At 66.2% G+C, this 17,015-nt stretch carries 16 protein-coding genes; 13 read left to right on the plus strand and 3 right to left on the minus strand.

Annotation, left to right across the window (positions count from 1 at the left end):
• Window positions 1–678: 678 nt before the first annotated feature.
• The 3 genes from NKF27_RS19685 to fliE form a co-directional block, all read right to left on the minus strand.
• The gene (locus NKF27_RS19685) at window positions 679–2,547 is read right to left on the minus strand and encodes a methyl-accepting chemotaxis protein (protein ID WP_253554495.1); all 1,869 of its coding nucleotides are present in this window, start codon (window positions 2,545–2,547) and stop codon (window positions 679–681) included.
• A 174-nt stretch (window positions 2,548–2,721) separates the two neighbouring features.
• Window positions 2,722–4,401: a methyl-accepting chemotaxis protein gene (locus NKF27_RS19690; RefSeq protein ID WP_253554497.1), complete on the minus strand. Its 1,680-nt coding sequence runs from the start codon at window positions 4,399–4,401 to the stop codon at window positions 2,722–2,724.
• A gap of 125 nt (window positions 4,402–4,526) precedes the next feature.
• A complete protein-coding gene (gene fliE / locus NKF27_RS19695; RefSeq protein WP_045992432.1) occupies window positions 4,527–4,862 on the minus strand; it encodes a flagellar hook-basal body complex protein FliE in 336 nt (111 codons plus the stop codon).
• Window positions 4,863–5,116: 254 nt separating this feature from the next.
• Here fliE and fliF point away from each other — a divergent pair, with 254 nt between their 5' ends.
• The 13 genes from fliF to fliR all read left to right on the plus strand — a co-directional run bounded on the left by fliF (window position 5,117) and on the right by fliR (window position 16,732).
• Window positions 5,117–6,841 (plus strand): flagellar basal-body MS-ring/collar protein FliF, encoded by a 1,725-nt coding sequence (gene fliF, locus NKF27_RS19700; protein ID WP_253554499.1) that lies wholly within the window; start codon window positions 5,117–5,119, stop codon window positions 6,839–6,841.
• Window positions 6,834–7,838 (plus strand): flagellar motor switch protein FliG, encoded by a 1,005-nt coding sequence (gene fliG, locus NKF27_RS19705; RefSeq protein WP_253554500.1) that lies wholly within the window; start codon window positions 6,834–6,836, stop codon window positions 7,836–7,838. Before fliF ends, fliG begins: the two co-directional genes overlap by 8 nt.
• A gap of 48 nt (window positions 7,839–7,886) precedes the next feature.
• Window positions 7,887–8,636, plus strand: a complete 750-nt coding sequence (gene fliH / locus NKF27_RS19710; RefSeq protein WP_253554501.1) for a flagellar assembly protein FliH — start codon at window positions 7,887–7,889, stop codon at window positions 8,634–8,636.
• Window positions 8,633–10,030: a flagellar protein export ATPase FliI gene (fliI, locus tag NKF27_RS19715; protein WP_301271168.1), complete on the plus strand. Its 1,398-nt coding sequence runs from the start codon at window positions 8,633–8,635 to the stop codon at window positions 10,028–10,030. The genes fliH and fliI overlap by 4 nt, the downstream gene beginning before the upstream one ends.
• Complete coding sequence (fliJ, locus tag NKF27_RS19720) at window positions 10,027–10,479, plus strand: flagellar export protein FliJ (protein WP_253554502.1); 453 nt, start codon at window positions 10,027–10,029, stop codon at window positions 10,477–10,479. The genes fliI and fliJ overlap by 4 nt, the downstream gene beginning before the upstream one ends.
• A 17-nt stretch (window positions 10,480–10,496) precedes the next feature.
• A complete protein-coding gene (locus tag NKF27_RS19725; RefSeq protein ID WP_253554503.1) occupies window positions 10,497–11,927 on the plus strand; it encodes a flagellar hook-length control protein FliK in 1,431 nt (476 codons plus the stop codon).
• A 248-nt stretch (window positions 11,928–12,175) separates the two neighbouring features.
• On the plus strand, window positions 12,176–12,664 hold the full coding sequence (fliL, locus tag NKF27_RS19730) for a flagellar basal body-associated protein FliL (RefSeq protein WP_253554505.1): 489 nt from the start codon (window positions 12,176–12,178) through the stop codon (window positions 12,662–12,664).
• A 9-nt stretch (window positions 12,665–12,673) separates the two neighbouring features.
• Window positions 12,674–13,720, plus strand: a complete 1,047-nt coding sequence (gene fliM / locus NKF27_RS19735; RefSeq protein ID WP_045992439.1) for a flagellar motor switch protein FliM — start codon at window positions 12,674–12,676, stop codon at window positions 13,718–13,720.
• Window positions 13,713–14,225: a flagellar motor switch protein FliN gene (gene fliN / locus NKF27_RS19740; RefSeq protein WP_253554507.1), complete on the plus strand. Its 513-nt coding sequence runs from the start codon at window positions 13,713–13,715 to the stop codon at window positions 14,223–14,225. The genes fliM and fliN overlap by 8 nt, the downstream gene beginning before the upstream one ends.
• On the plus strand, window positions 14,222–14,635 hold the full coding sequence (gene fliO / locus NKF27_RS19745; RefSeq protein WP_045992441.1) for a flagellar biosynthetic protein FliO: 414 nt from the start codon (window positions 14,222–14,224) through the stop codon (window positions 14,633–14,635). The genes fliN and fliO overlap by 4 nt, the downstream gene beginning before the upstream one ends.
• Complete coding sequence (gene fliP / locus NKF27_RS19750; RefSeq protein ID WP_253554509.1) at window positions 14,635–15,429, plus strand: flagellar type III secretion system pore protein FliP; 795 nt, start codon at window positions 14,635–14,637, stop codon at window positions 15,427–15,429. The genes fliO and fliP overlap by 1 nt, the downstream gene beginning before the upstream one ends.
• A 183-nt stretch (window positions 15,430–15,612) precedes the next feature.
• Window positions 15,613–15,882, plus strand: coding sequence for a flagellar biosynthesis protein FliQ (gene fliQ, locus NKF27_RS19755; protein WP_045992443.1), 270 nt, complete (start codon window positions 15,613–15,615; stop codon window positions 15,880–15,882).
• A 55-nt stretch (window positions 15,883–15,937) separates the two neighbouring features.
• Window positions 15,938–16,732 carry a flagellar biosynthetic protein FliR gene (gene fliR, locus NKF27_RS19760; protein WP_253554512.1) on the plus strand — a complete coding sequence of 265 codons (795 nt, stop codon included), beginning with the start codon at window positions 15,938–15,940 and terminating at the stop codon, window positions 16,730–16,732.
• Window positions 16,733–17,015: the final 283 nt, after the last annotated feature.

Raw genomic sequence — 17,015 nt, forward strand, 5'->3', positions numbered from 1 at the left:
TCTAGCGCATAGCTCCGTCGCCCGGGCCCAGTACGGTTGCCCTGGTCGCGGCGGCCATCAAGGAATCGCAACAGAACAGCACGACAAACTGTGCCGAATCTTGGGTCCTGGGCCATTCCAGGCGCGCGCTTACTGCACCTTTATCCTTCTCCAGAATGTCCTCCTGGCCCCCAGGCCCACCATGCCTAGCGACGTTGTGCCGAGGCCGAGGGGGGCATCAAAGGGGCCGGGCCCTGCAGGGCGCTGAGGAGTAAAAGAGTCGGGAGGGGCAAGGAGGGATAGAGGGCCAGGAGGGATAGAGGGCCAAAGGGACAGAGGGACAGAGGGACAGAGGGACAGAGGGACAGAGGGACAGAGGGACAGAGGGACAGAGGGACAGAGGGACAGAGAAAGCTAGAGGTAGAGCTAGAGAGATAGATAGCGGAGGGCCGGTCATGGGAGAGGGAGCACCACGGCACACCGCGCGCCCCGGCATCCCACGTCGAGAAGCCCCAAGATGGAGAGGCGTGCTGGCCTGGGGTGACAAGCAGGGCGGGGAACAGCTCAGGCTCTGCGCCGCCAGGGGGCAGAACCTGGGCTGGAGCTGGAAGGTTGAAGTGGAGGGTTGAAGTGGAGGGTTGAAGTGGAGGCTTGAAGCGGGGGCCGGAAAGACCCGGCCCCCGACTCACTGACAGGGCATCAGGCGGGGGTTGGCGCGGCAACCCGCTCGGGGTGATTGGCCTGCGCTGAAGCAGAGCTGGCAGCCTCGCTCAGGGTAAATCCTGCCACCATCCGCCCCAGTCGATCGGCCTGTTCCAGCAGGTGTTCGGTGGCAGCAGAGGACTCTTCGACCAGACTCGCGTTCTGCTGTGACATGCGGTCCAGCTCCGCCACCGCGATATTGACCTGTGCGATACCTTCGCTCTGCTCTTCCGCCGCCACGCTGATCTCGTCCAGGCTCAAGGTGACGCGCCCGACCTGTTGAACGATCTCGCCCATGGTCTCGCCCGCCCGGCGCACCAGCTCGGTACCGCTGGCCACGCGCTCGCCGGAGGTCTCGATCAAGCCACGAATTTCACGGGAAGCCTCGGCGGACCGGGTGGCCAGTTGGCGCACCTCACTGGCCACCACGGCGAAGCCACGGCCATGCTCCCCGGCCCGGGCCGCCTCCACCGAAGCATTGAGCGCCAGCAGGTTGGTCTGGAAGGCGATACCATCCATCACCTTGACGATGGCGCCGATCTGCACAGAGGACTCGGTGATCGACTCCATGGTGTCCACCACCTGGTCCACCACCTCACCGCCTCGCTCGGCGACGTCGGTGGCCTCCCCCGACTGCCGCCTGGCATCGCGCGAGGCCGCCGCCGTGTGCGCCACGGTGCTGTTGATCTCCTCGATCGATGCCGAGGTCTGCTGCAGGCTCGATGCGGTCGTTTCGCTGCGTCGCGACAGATCCTGCCCTCCCAGTGCGATCTCGCCGGCGGCAACCCGCACCGACTCGCTGCTGTCCCGGATGGTGATCATCACCGCCTCCATGCGCGACACGAAGCGATTGAACGCACTCGCGATCTGGGCCACCTCATCCTTGCCGTCCTCCGGCAGGCGGCGGGTCAGGTCTCCGTTGCCGCTGGCGACGTCGGCCATGGCATCCCGCGCAATCGACAGTCGCTTGAGCGCGAGGGTCAGCAGCACGCTCAGCAGCAACAGTGCCACCAGGCCGACGATCACCAGGGTCCAGAGCGCTGCCTGTGTCACCTGCTGAAGGCTGGCACCGGCCTCCCGGCTGTCCAGGGCAATCACCAGTCGCCAGTCGGTACCGCTGATGGGCGTGGCGAGAAGCTCGCGCTGCCGTCCGCCGATGTCTACGGAGACAGGGCGTGCCTGGTCACCCAGCTGCGTCAGGAAATCTGTCGTCAGGCGCGCAGACAGCTCGGTCGCCGGCGCCAGGCTCAGCGTGGCATCAGGATGTGCCACCAGGGCTCCCTCCCCATCGACGAGGAAGGCAAAACTGCTCGGCGTCGGCGCGATGTCGGCCACCACATCGATCACACCCTCGATGGTGATATCGCCACCCGCCACCGCCTCGAGCCTGCCCTCATTAAAGAAGGGCGTGGCGAAGGTCACCACCAGCCCCCCCGTGTTGGCATCCTTGTAGGGAGGGGTCACCACGGTCGCTTCAGCCTCGACGGCCTGCTGATACCAGGGGCGCTGACGCGGATCATACTCTGCGGGGGCGTCCCAGCCGTCGGAGAAGATCACATCTCCGCTCGCGGCCTCGGCCAGATAGGTGGTGAGAAAGCCGCCACCGGCCTGCAACTGCAGCAGCGCCGCCAGGGGATCGGCATCGGACACTGCCGGCGCCAGTGCTTCGATCTGGCGTGCGTGGCTCGACACCCACTCGTCGATGGCCACCCGATTGCCTTCGGCGACCGAGGCCAGCTGCTGCGCATCCTGGCGCTCTTGATGGTGATGCAGAATGCTGAGGTTGACCGCTCCATTGATGGCCAGGGCCAACACTATGACGGCCACGGTGGTCAGCAGGAGCCGAAATCTCAAGGAATGAATCATGTCGCTCTCTGTCAAGGGTTACGCCTTGCGGCTGCAAGGTCGACACAAGCGACTATCGGCCATCGAGAATGCCTCTTTAGCCCAAGTTTGACGATTACCCCCTTTCGCCTTCCGAATGGCTCCCGAATGGCTCCCTAGCGACTCATCGACGATAGGGAAATGGGCCGCGCCCCGTCAGGCACTGACACCCTGCGCGAATCGTCTGGCCTGCCGACGCTCGCGCCAGGCCTGCACCCCCCGCCACCACGAGCGCCGCGTTTTTAGCGTCATCTCGCCGATGCAGGTGTCGTCGTCTTCGTCGGACAGCTGCATGTGCGCGCTGGATTGCCCCAGCGCCAGGGCGGTGCCAGTCAGACGTTCGGCTTCCTCCCGTGAGCGCTCGACCATCTGGGCGTTGCGCTGGGTAACAGCATCGATCTCGGCCATCGCCCGATGAATCTGATCGAGGCCCTGATGCTGCTCTCCCGCGGCCTGTTCCAGTTCTGCGATTCGGCCCCCCAACTGCCCGACTGCCGCCGCTATCCCCTGGATCGACAGATCGGCTGCGCGGGACTGCCTCGCGCCATCGGCCACGCTCTTGCTGGAAGCACCGGTCAGGCTGCGAATCTCGCCGGCTGCTTCGGCGCTGCGCGCCGCCAGGCCGCGCACCTCCGCCGCCACCACCGCGAAGCCTCTGCCGTGCTCGCCGGCACGGGCAGCCTCCACCGAGGCATTGAGGGCCAGCAGGTTGGTCTGAAAGGCAATATCGTCGATCAGCTTGACCATCGCCTGCACCTGGTCGGCATGGCGCTGGATCTCGTCCATGGCCGCCGCCACCGCTGCGACGCCCTCGCTGCCCTTGCTGGCACGCTTGCCCACATCGCCCGCCAGGCGGTTGGCGTCCCCCAGATGCTGCACCGTCTGGGCCACCGTCGCCGTCAATTGCTCGAGGCTGGCGACCGTCTGCTCCAGGGCCGACGCCTGGCGCTGGGTGCGGGTGGCCAGTTCGCGATCATCATCGAGCATGCGTTCGGCATTGTGACGCAGGTCATCGCTGGTCTCGCGAATCCCGCGAATGTTCTTCACCAACGCCCGTCGCAGTGACTCCACGCCCCGATACAGCTGGCCCACTTCGCTGCTGCCCATATCGGGCAGGCGACGCTCGAGTCGGCCCTGGGCCATCGCCTCGAAGTGTTCCAGCAGCTGCTTCAACGGGACCAGCAGGTAGCGTCGAACCGTCAGAGCCATTGCCATGGCCAGCACCAGAGCCAGCGTGAGCGCCGCCGCCAGGGCCAGGTTCATGCTGTCTGCCAGGTGCCTGAAGCCGGCAGCCAGTCCCTCTTCCTGCTCCAGCGCCAGGGTGGAAAAGGCCTCCACGCTATCGACAAAGGCCTGGCTCATGCTGGTCAGTCGAGCCTGGCCCGAATCATAGGCGCCAAGATCTCCCTCCTTGAGCAACATCAACTGCAGTTCCAGGCCGGTGGATACCAGCGAGCGGAAGTGGCGCTCGAGCGTCGCCTTGTTGTCTGCCTGAGCCTCGCCGACATCGATCGCCATGAAGGCCTCGAAGGCCTCCCTGGCCTCGCTCAGCAGCGTCTCGGCAGAAGCGATCACCGGACCCGGTCGATCGAAGGACGGCACCCGCGTCAGCCTGGCCGCCCGATCCATCTCGACGCGTGAACGAAAGACCCTGGTCTGGGCAAGATTGAGCAGACGGAACTGACCGACGTGCTCGTCGCGCATTACATCGAAAGCCTCTCGTCCCTGCTGGTTGGCATAAAGGCCCAGTCCACCCAGCCCGACCATCAATATCAGGAAGAGTGACAATGCCAGCAGCCCGCTGGCACGTATGGAGAGCGATCGAAAAGACGTCATGGAGCGAATATCCCTGGTTGCCCCGCTTCTCGGGCGAGCGGGTGCCGAAGGAATATCAGCAAAACGTTACATAAAGATGTCGACAGACGATGGGGGGATCGCCGAAGGGGTCACGAGCGAGGCACCTACACCTGCATGTTCATCACATCCCTGTAGGCCGATACCAGGCGATTGCGCACCTGCTGGCCCATCTGAAAGGCCACGCTGGCCTTCTGCATGTCGACCATGACGTCGTTGAGCTCGACCCCCGGCACCCCGGCCTGGAAGGCCTTGGCCTGCGAATCGGCGGTGGCCTTGAGCTCGTTGATGCGCTGGATCGACGACTTCAAGGCGTCGGCGAAGCCGGCGTCGGCCTGGGCCGCCTCGGTGTTGCCCCCCAGTGTCGGAGACGACACCTGGCTGGCCTCGCGGGCCATGGTGGTCATCTGGGCAAGGGCCGATTGCATCGCGGGAGTCGACATGACGGGTCCTGTGTCTCGTTGGCCGGTGACGGAGGCGCAGCGCCTCCACGACAGCAAGCCTAACAAGAGCGAGCGCACCGTCATCGAAGCAAATGGCCGTCAAAACATGGGCTATTTCGATCATTGGCTGGCCACAGCCCCGGGATAATGGGCATCAACACAGAACCGGGCACCGCCCGCGGCCACCCGACCCACGGACCACCGGTCATGCCAATGAACAGCCCCCATTTGCCGTCCCCCGACGGGAGTCGTCCATGAGCTCAGCGGCCTCCGCCTCAAGCTCCGGCCCCCTGTCCGGGCTGACGTCCCGCTTACGCGGCAAACCCCTGATTCCCTTGATGATCGGGGGCGCCGCCGCGATTGCTCTGATCATCGCCCTGGTGATGTGGGCCTCGCGCCCACAGTACCGAGTCCTGTTCAGCAATCTCAGCGAAGCCGACGGCGGCGCCATCATCACCGAACTCGATAGCCGCGGGGTGCCTTATCGCTTTTCCGCCGGCGGCCACGCCTTGATGGTGCCGGACGACCAGTTGCACACCCTACGCCTGCAGCTTGCCGAACAGGGCCTGCCCCACGGCGGCAACGTCGGCCTCGAACTGATGCAGGATCAGGCCTTCGGTATCAGTCAGTTCGCCGAGCAGATCAACTACCAGCGCGGCCTGGAAGGCGAGCTGGCCAGATCCATCGCCTCGTTGGGTCCGGTGGCCAACGCCCGTGTCCATCTGGCCCTGGCCAAGGACTCGGTGTTCGTACGCGAGCGTCAGCCGGCCAAGGCCTCGGTGGTGCTGACACTCGAGCCTGGCCGACGTGTCGGCGAGGGTCAGGTGGCCGCCATGGTCCACCTGGTCTCTTCCAGCGTGCCCGACCTGGCCGGTGAAGACGTCACCGTGATCGACCAGAACGGGCGCCTGCTGTCATCTGCCGACGCTGGTGGGCTGGGGCTGGACGGCTCGCAACTCGATTACGTCGCCGAAATCGAGCGTTCCTACCAGCGTCGCATCGAGGACATCCTGGCGCCGCTGGTCGGCCATGCCAACGTGCGTGCCCAGGTCACCGCCCAGATCGACTTCTCCCAGCGTGAAGAAACCCAGGAGCGCTACACCCCGAACCAGCCGCCCGCACAGGCGGCGGTCCGCAGCCGCCAGACCAGCCTGGACATCAATGGCCAGGGTGACCTGGCCAGCGGCATTCCCGGCGCCCTGAGCAACACCGCGCCAGGTACCGCCGCGTCACCCATCGACAACGGTGATGCCGCGCAGCAGGAGAACGACGAGGCCGCCGCCGATACCACCGAACAGGAAGAGGCGTCACCGCAACGCCTGAGGCGCGATGACGTCACCAACTACGAGCTGGATCGACAGGTATCGCATGTGCAGTACCAGAAGGGAGGCATCGAACGCCTGTCCGCCGCGGTGGTGGTGAACTACCAGGACGGCGTCGATGAGCAAGGCGAAGCCACCCTCACCCCCCTGTCAGCGGAACAACTCGCCGAGATCGAGGCACTGGTGCGTCAGGCCATGGGCTTCTCGGAAAGCCGCGGCGACGCCCTGTCGGTGGTCAACAGTGCTTTCGCCCAGGCACCCGAGGTCGCAGCCCCCACCTGGTGGCAGGACCCGATGGTCCATCAACTGGCCAAGGAACTCGGTCGCTATCTGCTGATCATCCTGGCCGTCGCTCTGCTCTATCTGCTCGTGCTGCGTCCGCTGATCCGTCGTTATACCGAGGCTCCGGTGGCCCCGGCCCCCATGCCCAGCGCCTTCTCGGCGCGGGTCGGCGACGACGAGAGCGACGACGAAGAGGCGTCCGAGGCTGACAGCGAGACGACCGACGGTGAGGACGCCACCTACGGCCGCGACAACCGCCGCCGGCGCAAGGCCAGCGCCTACGAACAGAACCTCAACGACCTGCGCGAGCTGGCCCAGGAAGATCCCCGCATGGTCGCCATGATCGTACGCAGCTGGATGAACGCCAATGACTAACATCGAAGCCTCGAGCGGCATCCGCCGCAGCGCCGTACTGCTGCTGGCCCTGGACGAGGACAGCGCGGCGGAAGTGTTCAAGTTTCTCAACGCCAAGGAAATCCAGCAGCTATCGAGGGAGATGACCCAGCTCGGGCAGATCTCCCACGAAGAGATGCGGCGCGTGCTGCAAGACTTCCACACCGAGACCGAGGAATTCATCGGCCTCAACATGAACTCCAGCGAGCACATCCGCTCGGTGCTGACCAAGGCGCTCGGCACCGAACGGGCCTCCAGCCTGATCGAGGACGTCCTCGAAACCGCCGGCACCAGCAGCGGCATCGACGCCCTCAACCTGATGGAGCCGTCCATGGTGGCGGAGCTGATCCGTGACGAGCATCCGCAGATCATCGCCACCGTGCTTGTGCACCTCGAGCGCCACCAGGCCGCCGACGTACTCGAGCTGTTCGACGACAAGCAGCGCAACGACGTGGTGCTGCGCATCGCCACCTTCAGCGGCGTCCAGCCGGCGGCACTGCAGGAACTCACCGAAGTGCTCACCAGCATGCTCGACGGCCAGAACCTCAAACGCAGCAAGATGGGCGGTGTACGTACCGCGGCGGAGATCCTCAACCTGATGAACTCCACCCAGGAAGAGGCCGCCATCGACACCGTGCGCGCCCACAGCGAGGACCTGGCCCAAAAGATCATCGACGAGATGTTCCTGTTCGAGAACATCGGCGACCTGGACGACCGCAGCATCCAGCTGTTGCTCAAGGAGATCGAGACCAACAGCCTGGTCATCGCGCTCAAGGGCGCCCCGGAAACGCTCAAGGCCAAGTTCATGGTCAACATGTCCCAGCGCGCCGCCGACCTGCTGCAGGAAGACATGGACGCCAGGGGGCCCATTCGCATCTCCCAGGTGGAGGCCGAGCAGAAGGCCATCCTGCAGGTGGTGCGTCGCCTGGCCGACAACGGCGAAATCGTGCTCGGAGGAGGCGACGAAGCCTATGTCTAGGACACCTCGATTCAGTGAATCTGGCACGCCGGCGAGGAGGGTCTCGGCATGAGCCAATGGCGCCGCTGGAACATGGGCGAGCTGCCCGAGGAAGGCGACGACGGCACCACCGAGGCCGCATCGGCCCCGCGCCCGCCCACTCGCCAGGAACTCGACGACGAGCGCCGCCGGGCCCGCGAGACGGGCCACCGCGAGGGCCATGCCCAGGGCCACCAGAAGGGCTACGACGAGGGCTACCAGAAAGGACTGGCCCAGGGCCTCGAGCAGGGCCTGGCCGAGGGCCGCGCCCGCGCCGAGCGGGAGATCGCCGACGCCCTGAACAGACGCTGTGAAGAGGCCCTGGCACCGCTTGGCCGACTCGTCGACGAGTTCCGCACGGCGCTGTCCGAGCTGGACGATGCGGTGGCCGAGGATCTGACCGACCTGGCCCTGGCCACCGGCCGGCAGCTCGCGGATGACGCCCTCAAGGCCCGGCCACGCCAGGTGGTGGAGCTGGTCCAACGGCTTTTGCACACCGACCCGCCGCTGGTGGGTCGCCAGCGCCTGTGGCTGCACCCGCTCGACCTGCGCCTGGTGGAGCGCCACCTGGGCGAGCAGCTCGAGGCCGCCGGCTGGACCCTGCGCGCCGACGAGCGTCTGCACCGTGGCGGCTGCCGGGTCAGCGGCGAACAGGGCGATATCGACGCCACCTGGGAGCGTCGCTGGCAGGCGGTGAATCGCCAGGTGCGCAGAAGGGCCCCGCGCCACACCCCCGAACCAGAGGATCATGGCCTCGCCCACGAGGACGATGCGCCATGAACGGCCCCCAGGCCCACCAGCAGCGCTGGCAGCAAGCACTCAAGGCCGTCGCCCATCGCGTCGAGCCCCTGCCCATGACCAGGGCCACGGGCCGTGTTGTGCGCGCCACCGGCATGGTCATCGAAGCCGTCGGCCTGCAGGTGGCGCTGGGTGACAGCTGTCGCATCGAGCTCCCCGGCACGGCAGATCATACCGCTGCCGGCTCAGCGCACGACTACGCCGAGGCCGAGGTCGTCGGCTTCGCCGGCGATCGCCTGTTTCTGATGCCGCTTGGCGAGATCAGTGGTCTGATGCCCGGTGCCCGGGTGCTGCCCCTGGGCGACGGCAGCGTCAACGCCTCGCGGCGCTTTCCGCTGGGCGAGAGCCTGCTGGGCAGGGTCGTTGACGGCACCGGGGCACCGCTGGATGGTCTCGGTGAGCTGGATGACGCCCCCCGGGCGCCATTGGCCACACCGCCGCTCAACCCCCTGTCTCGTGCTCCCATCGAGGAACAGATCGACGTCGGCATCCGCGCCATCAACGCCCTGCTCAGCGTCGGCCGCGGCCAGCGCATGGGCCTGTTCGCCGGCTCCGGCGTCGGCAAGTCGGTGCTGCTCGGCATGATGGCGCGCTACACCCGAGCCGACGTCATCGTGGTCGGACTGATCGGCGAACGTGGCCGCGAGGTCCAGGACTTCATCGACAACATCCTCGGACCCGAGGGCCGGCGCCGTGCCGTGGTAGTGGCGGCCCCCGCCGACACCTCGCCACTGCAACGACTCAAGGGCGCCGCCTACGCCACCCGCCTGGCGGAAGGCTTTCGCGACGACGGCAAGAACGTGCTGCTGATCATGGACTCGCTGACCCGCTACGCCATGGCTCAGCGCGAGATCGCCCTGGCCATCGGCGAACCTCCGGCGACCAAGGGCTATCCGCCCTCAGTGTTCGCCAAACTGCCGGGGCTGGTGGAGCGCGCCGGCAACGCCGAGCCCGGTGGGGGATCGATTACCGCCTTCTATACCGTGCTGACCGAAGGCGACGACCAGCAGGACCCCATCGCCGACTCCGCCCGCGCCATCCTCGATGGCCACGTGGTGCTGTCGCGCAGCCTGGCGGAATCCGGCCACTACCCCGCCATCGACATCGAAGCCTCGATCAGCCGGGCCATGAACGCCATCGTCGACGACGGCCAGCGCCGCCAGGCCCAGGGCTTCAAGGCCATGTTCTCGCGCTACCAGCGCAACCGTGACCTGATCAGCGTGGGCGCCTACCAGCCCGGTCACGACCCTCGCCTGGACGAAGCCGTGCGCCGCTATCCGGATCTGGAAGCCTTTCTGCAACAGCGAATCGACGAATGCGCCACCCTCGAGGCCTCGCGTCAGGCGCTCTCGTCCACCCTGGGAGGAACCCCATGAGCACCCCTCTGGACACCTTGACCGAACTGGCCCGAGACGCCCGAGACCAGGCGATGCAGCACCTTGCCAGCGCCCGCCGAGACGAGCGTCAGGTCGCCGATCAGCTGTCGTCGCTGGAACACTACCGACAGGAATACGCCGAGCGTCTGCATCAAGACATGCGCCGAGGCATCGATCCGGCCACCCTGCACAATACCCAGCGCTTCCTGCTGTCACTGGACGACGCCCTGGCCACCGCACGACGGGCGCTCCAGCAACAGCGCCAGAAGGTCAGCGACAGCCAGCGCGAATGGCAGCACGAACAGCAGCGTCTCAGCGCCTACGACACCCTGGCCGAACGCCGCGCCCAGGAAGGCCTGCGCCTGCAGGCCCGCCAGGAACAGCGCTCCAGCGACGACCTGATCAACAGCCGCCTGCAGCGCGGCAGCGCCATGCCCAGCGGCTACTGACCTCAAAGGAGCTCACCATGGACCTCACCCTGTTGGGCCTGGCAGGCCCCGTTTCTTCCCAGGCCAGTGGCAGCAAGGGCGCCGCCGCACCAATCGCTGGCGACTTCGCCCAGCGCCTGGCCGCACTCGGCGGCCAGGCGGCCCCCCTCGACAATACTGGGCGCCCCGCCAATGGCCAGGCCAGCGACACCGCGCTCGGAGAACAGGACCATGGCGAGCCCCAGGACTGGACACTGGCACTGCTGGCCGTCGCCTCATCGGCCCCGGGCCCCCACGGGCAGCCCGCTGCTGACGCAGGCCAGCTGGCGTCAGCAGGACTCGGCGCACCAGGCTTGAACGGCGCACCGCGGGACACTACAGGCGCAGCGCTTGCCGGGCAGCTGCCCGGCGGGGCGCATGCACTGCTGACACAAGGCGGCGCCGCAAGTCAGCAGGCATTGCCGCTGGACGTCGCAGCCCAGGCCAAGCCGCCGCTCTCGACGTCCCCGCTATCAGGGCCGTCGGCGCAGGCGCAGGCTCAGGTTCATCTTGATAATCAAGCGATTGCGTTTCAGGGCCCCGCCACCGGCGTCACGGAAGACGCGCCCGCCCAGGCTCGCCTGGCACAAGACGCGCCCCCGGCGCTGCATCGACTCCCCAGGGCCGAGCATCCGGTGGATCGCGCCCCCTCGGCGGCGCAGCAGGCGGCCATGGCAACCGGCAGCAATGCGCCGGGCAATTTACAAGGCCATTTACAAGGCTATTTACAAGGTCAGGCACCCGCTGCCCCCGCGGGCCTCGTGCCCGGCGCCCTGGTTCCAGGCACCGCCGGCTGGATGGCCCAGGGCACGGGGTCAGGCGCTGCGGAACTGCGTCCCGGCGAGATCCTTTCTGGCGCTGCCCGGGGCGAGGCCGACGCCTCGCTGGATGCCGTGCTCTCGCCCACCGCCTCACAGGCACGGGGCGCGTCGCCCTTTGGCTCCTCCCTGGTCGCCGCCATGCCCCCGGGTACCAATGCCTCACTGTCATTCAACCAGGCCGCCTGGCCGCAGCAGCTCGGCCAGACCCTGGCAAGACTGACCAGCCAGGGCGGTGCGGGCGAACAGCAGGTCGAGTTACGCCTGCACCCCGCCGAACTCGGCTCGCTGGGGGTGACCCTCAAGCTGGGCGAGCACGGTGCCCAGGCCCAGTTCTTCTCGGCCCACGCCCAGGTGCGCCAGGCCCTTGAGCAGGCCATTCCCCAGCTTCGCGAAGCCCTGGCCGAACAGGGCATCCAGCTCGGTGACGCCTCGGTGAGCGACCAGGGCGCGCAGTTTGGCGGCCAGCAACCCTCGGACTCTCGCGGTCAACCATCGCTTGCAGCCTCCGGCCAGGGCAAGGGTGAGTCGATGGAGCCGGCCACCACGGCAAGCTCTGCCCCCGACCAGCGCCTCGGGCCAGACGATGGGCGCGTGGACATCTACGCCTGACGCACAGGTCTGGACACGCACCTGACCTGTGCCTGGCCTGCGCCTGACCCACGCCCCTCCAGGCGCCCCCTGCCGCTGCACAGCGTGAGCGGCGGGGCTCCCCCTCACAAATACCCAAGATAGGCACGAACTCGGTGCCTGTTCTGGCCATCGATCACCGATGCCTGACGGCATAATAAAGAAGTGGCACGCCCGCACGCTTGAACATTACCGCCCCTCGAGGGGCCACCGGCTCAGGACTTCAGGACATGGCGAAATCTCGACGGCTCATCTGGTGTCTGGTGATCCTGGTCATCCTCGCATCCTTCGGTGCCGCGGCCGGGTTCTACCTGCTGTACCAGGAAAAGGCGCACGCAGAATCAGCAGACACCTTCGGCGAGCATATGGCCCAGGCCAGCACCGGCGCGGTCGACGATACGGCGCCCATCTACCTGAAGCTGGAGCCCTTCACCGTCAACCTGGCCGAAGACAACGCCGGACCGCGCCTGTTGTACGCCGGCCTGACCCTCAAGCTCAACGATGACGCTAGCCTCGAGACGCTGGAACAGCACCGTCCCCAGGTGCGTAACCAGCTGTTGTTGCTGCTGTCGGACCGCGAGGCCGAGACACTGGTCAGCGCATCCGGCAAGAAGGCCCTGGCCGAGGATATCGTCGCCACCCTGGAAGACGTGCTCGGCCCCGAGCGTCCGCGCATCCATATCGATGATGTGCTGTTCACCGAGTTCATCGTCCAATAGGTCGCCCCCATGTCTCAAGACGATCTCCTGTCCCAGGAAGAAATCGACGCACTGCTCAAGGGCGTCAGCGGCGACGACGATGCCGAGGGCGAAGACAACGCAGCTCGAGGGCGCTTGCGCCCCTTCGATCCGGCCAATCAGCAGCGCATCATCCGCGAGCGTCTGCAGGCCCTGGACATCATCAACGAGCGCTTCGCCCGCCACTTCCGCACCGGCATGTTCAACCTGCTGCGGCGCAGCGCCGACATCAGCGTCGACGCCGTGCGCTACCTCAGCTACAGCGAGTTCTCGCGCAACGTGCCGGTGCCCACCAACATCAACATCATCGCCATGAAACCGCTCAAGGGCTCGGCCCTGATCGTGTTTCCCCCGAGCCTGGTGTTCATGGTGGTGGACAACCTGTTCGGCGGTGACGGCCGCTTCGTCACCAAGTCCGAAGGGCGCGAGTTCACCAATACCGAACAGCGCATCATCCAGCGCGTGCTGAACATGGCCATCGACGGCTACAGCGAGGCCTGGAAGTCCGTCTACCCGCTGGACATCAGCTACCTGCGCTCGGAGATGCAGTCCAAGTTCGCCAACATCACCAACTCGCCCAACGAGATCGTGGTCAGCACCAGCTTCCATCTGGAGGTCGGCAACCTCTCGTCCAGCTTCCAGATCTGCATGCCCTACAGCATGATCGAACCGCTCAAGGACCTGCTGACCAACCCGTTGAGCGAGAACAGTCGCGACAAGGACGGCGCCTTCCACCGGCGCATGGCCGGCGAGCTGCGTCATCCAGAGGTAGAGCTGGTGGCCAACTTCGCCACCATCGACTCGCGCATCGCCGAGGTGATGGCGCTGAAGGTCGGCGACATCCTGCCGCTCGAACTGCCCGATACCGTCACCGCCCAGGTCGACGAGGTGCCGGTGATGGAGTGCGAATACGGCAGCCAGCGCGACCAGCGCGCCCTCCGAGTCCTGCGGATGTTCGACCACGCCGCCGGTCACCAGCCCAGCAACGCCTTCGTCAAAGGCTCTCGGCCTCCTTCCAAGGAATCGCACCATGACTGACCCCAATAAACCCGACTCCCCTGTCGGCGACGACGACTGGGCCGCCGCCATGTCCGAACAAAAGGACGATGCCACCAGCGATGGCGCTGGCGAGGACGACCCCTGGGCCGATGCCATGGCCGAACAGCAGGCCGCCGAGGAAAATCAAGGCGAGCAGGCCCCAGGCGATACCCCTGCCGCAGCGCGCGCCGCAGGAGACAGCGTGTTCCGCCCGCTCGGTGAAAGCACCTCCTCCAGCGCTGCCCGCGAGCTCGACATGATCATGGATATCCCGGTCAAGCTGACCGTGGAGCTTGGTCGCACCCGCCTGACCATCAAGCAGTTGCTGGAACTGGCCCAGGGCTCGGTGGTGGAACTGGAGGGGCTGGCGGGTGAGCCGATGGACATCCTGATCAACGGCTACCTGATCGCCCAGGGCGAAGTCGTGGTGGTCGAGGACCGCTACGGCATCCGTATCACCGAGATCATCACCCCCTCCGAGCGGGTGCAGAAGCTCAACCGATGAACGAGACCACCTCCAGCGCCGCCGTCGACGGACTGGCCCAGGGGGGCGACAGCCTGCTGGGACTGGCCATGCTGGGCAAGACCGCCGCCGCCCTGGCACTGATCATCGCCATCCTGCTGGGGCTTTCCGCCTGGCTGAAGCGGCGGGGCGGCGGCTTTCACGGCCAGCAGTCCCGACTCAAGGTGGTCGGCTCTACCGCCGTCGGTCAGCGCGAGCGAGTGGTGGTGGTCCAGGTCCAGGATCGCTGGCTGGTGCTCGGCGTCGGCGGCGGTCAGGTCAATCGGCTGGACAGCCTGCCCGCTCCGACCGACGAGGCGACGCCCGCCCAGCCGGACGCGCCGCAGGGTGACAGCTTTGGCGAGCGCCTGGGCCAGGCTCTCAAGGCCAACCTTGGTCGGCGAGAGCGGTGATGCGACAGTTGATACTTCTTCAGCGCTGCCTCTCCTCCCGACCCTGGACACCACTTGTGGCCAGCCTCGGACTGGCCCTGGTTGTCTGTCTGCTGGCTGCCGGTCCGGCCCAGGCCCAGCAGATCCCGGGCCTGATCAGTGAACCCATGGCCGACGGCGGGCAGAAATGGTCGCTTTCGCTGCAGACCCTGCTGCTGCTCAGCGCCATGGCCTTTCTGCCCACGGCGCTGCTGATGATGACCAGCTTTACCCGCATCATCATCGTGCTGAGCCTGCTGCGTACCGCCATGGGCACCGCCTCGACGCCGCCCAACCAGGTGCTGCTGGGCCTGGCGCTGTTTCTGACCGCCTTCATCATGTCGCCGGTGCTCAGCGACGTTTACCAGGACGCCTGGCTGCCGCTGTCCACCGACGCCATCGATTTTGGCCAGTTCATCGAGCTCGCCCAGCAGCCCTTTCGCGAGTTCATGCTGGGCCAGACCCGAGAACCGGACCTCGCCATGTTTGCCCGCCTGTCCGAGGTCGGCCCCCTGGCCGGTCCCGAGGACGTGCCGTTGCAGGTGCTGGTACCGGCCTTCGTCACCAGCGAGCTGAAGACCGCCTTCCAGATCGGCTTCACCATCTTCATCCCCTTTCTGATCATCGACCTGGTGGTCGCCAGCGTGCTGATGTCACTGGGCATGATGATGGTCCCGCCGGTGACCATTTCGATGCCGTTCAAGCTGATGCTGTTCGTGCTGGTGGACGGCTGGCAGCTGATCATCGGCTCGATGGCGGAAAGCTTCTATTTATAGGCCCCGATCACAGCCCCCGGCCAAGGCCCCGATCACAGCCCCCGGCCAAGGCCCCGATCACAGCCCCCGGCCAAGGCCCCGATCACAGCCCCCGGCCAAGGCCCCGATCATAAGCCCCCGGCCAAGGCCCCGATGGCAGGGCCTACGGGCCCAGACAAGGCGACGCCAGCAAGGAGACTCGTCATGCATCCCGAAACCGTCATGAGCCTGGCCTACCAGGGCATGCGCGTGACCCTGCTGCTGGGGGCGCCGCTGCTGCTTACCGCGCTGTTCACCGGCCTGCTGGTCAGCCTGTTCCAGGCCGCTACCCAGATCAACGAGATGACGCTGTCGTTCATTCCCAAGATCCTGGCCGTGTTTGCCGTGCTGGTGCTGGCCGGCCCCTGGCTGCTGCAGCTGATCATCACCTTCACCCGGGAACTGTTTACCAGTATCCCGGCGCTGGTGTCCTGAGCCGGGCCACCTGCGCTGAAGCCACCGGCCCTATCCCCGAGGCGCCCGCGTCCTGATGGTCGAGATCACCTTCACCCAGCTGCATGCCTGGCTCAGCCTGTTCCTGTGGCCGTTCATGCGCATCACCGCGCTGATGCTGAGCGCCCCCCTATGGGGCCACAGCGCGGTGCCTACCCAGGCCAAGATCGGGCTGGCCGGTGCCACCAGCGTGGTCATCTCGCCGATGCTGCCACCGCTGCCCGATGTCCCGGTGGCCTCCTGGGCTGGCCTCGGCCTGGTGGTCGAACAGCTGATCATCGGCGTGGCCATGGGCCTGTGCGTGCGGGTCATCCTGGTGGTGGTACAGGCCACCGGTGAATTTATCGGGCTGCAGATGGGCCTGGCCTTCGCCACCTTCTTCGATCCTTCCAGCGGCACCAACATGGTCGTGATCTCACGCTTCCTGTACATGATCACGCTACTGATGTTCCTGGCGGTGAATGGCCACCTGATCGTGCTGGAACTGTTGATCACCAGCTTCGAGACCCTGCCCATCGGCATCCAGCGCTTCAACCCCGAAGCCTTCATCCTGCTGGCCCGCTACGGCGGTACCATCTTTGCCACCGGCCTGCTGCTGGCGCTGCCACTGGTCGCCCCGCTGCTGACCATCAACCTGGCACTCGGCATCCTCAATCGCGCAGCACCCCAGCTGACCGTATTCAATATCGGCTTCCCCACCTCTCTCAGCGTCGGCCTGGCACTGCTGATGGTTCTGATGACCGACCTCGGTCGCTTTCTGCAGCGCCACTTCCACCAGGGTCTGGATTTCCTGCAGTCGCTGCTCGACACCCTGGCGCCCCTGGCGAGCTGAGGCTCCTCCCAGCCGGACCACTCCAGGCACCCCGCCAGACCCTGTCCGCCCGTCGCCGGGGAGCGAGTCCTCGCGAGCGACTGCGCACTCTCGTGTGCCCTGGCGCACCCGGAGTCCCCTGTCAGCGCCTCACGTCTGGCTTTCCTCAGGTGTGTGATCTCCAACATTTGCGACGAAATTGACACCATCTTTGCCGATAAACCGCCAAACCTTCATCAAATCGGCATTATCTGCACAGGATTTCGCACCCCACAAACCTTGATGCTTAACAATGACCGTCGCT

Source organism: Halomonas sp. DN3 (assembly GCF_024137905.1).
GTDB classification, from domain to species: domain Bacteria; phylum Pseudomonadota; class Gammaproteobacteria; order Pseudomonadales; family Halomonadaceae; genus Halomonas; species Halomonas litopenaei.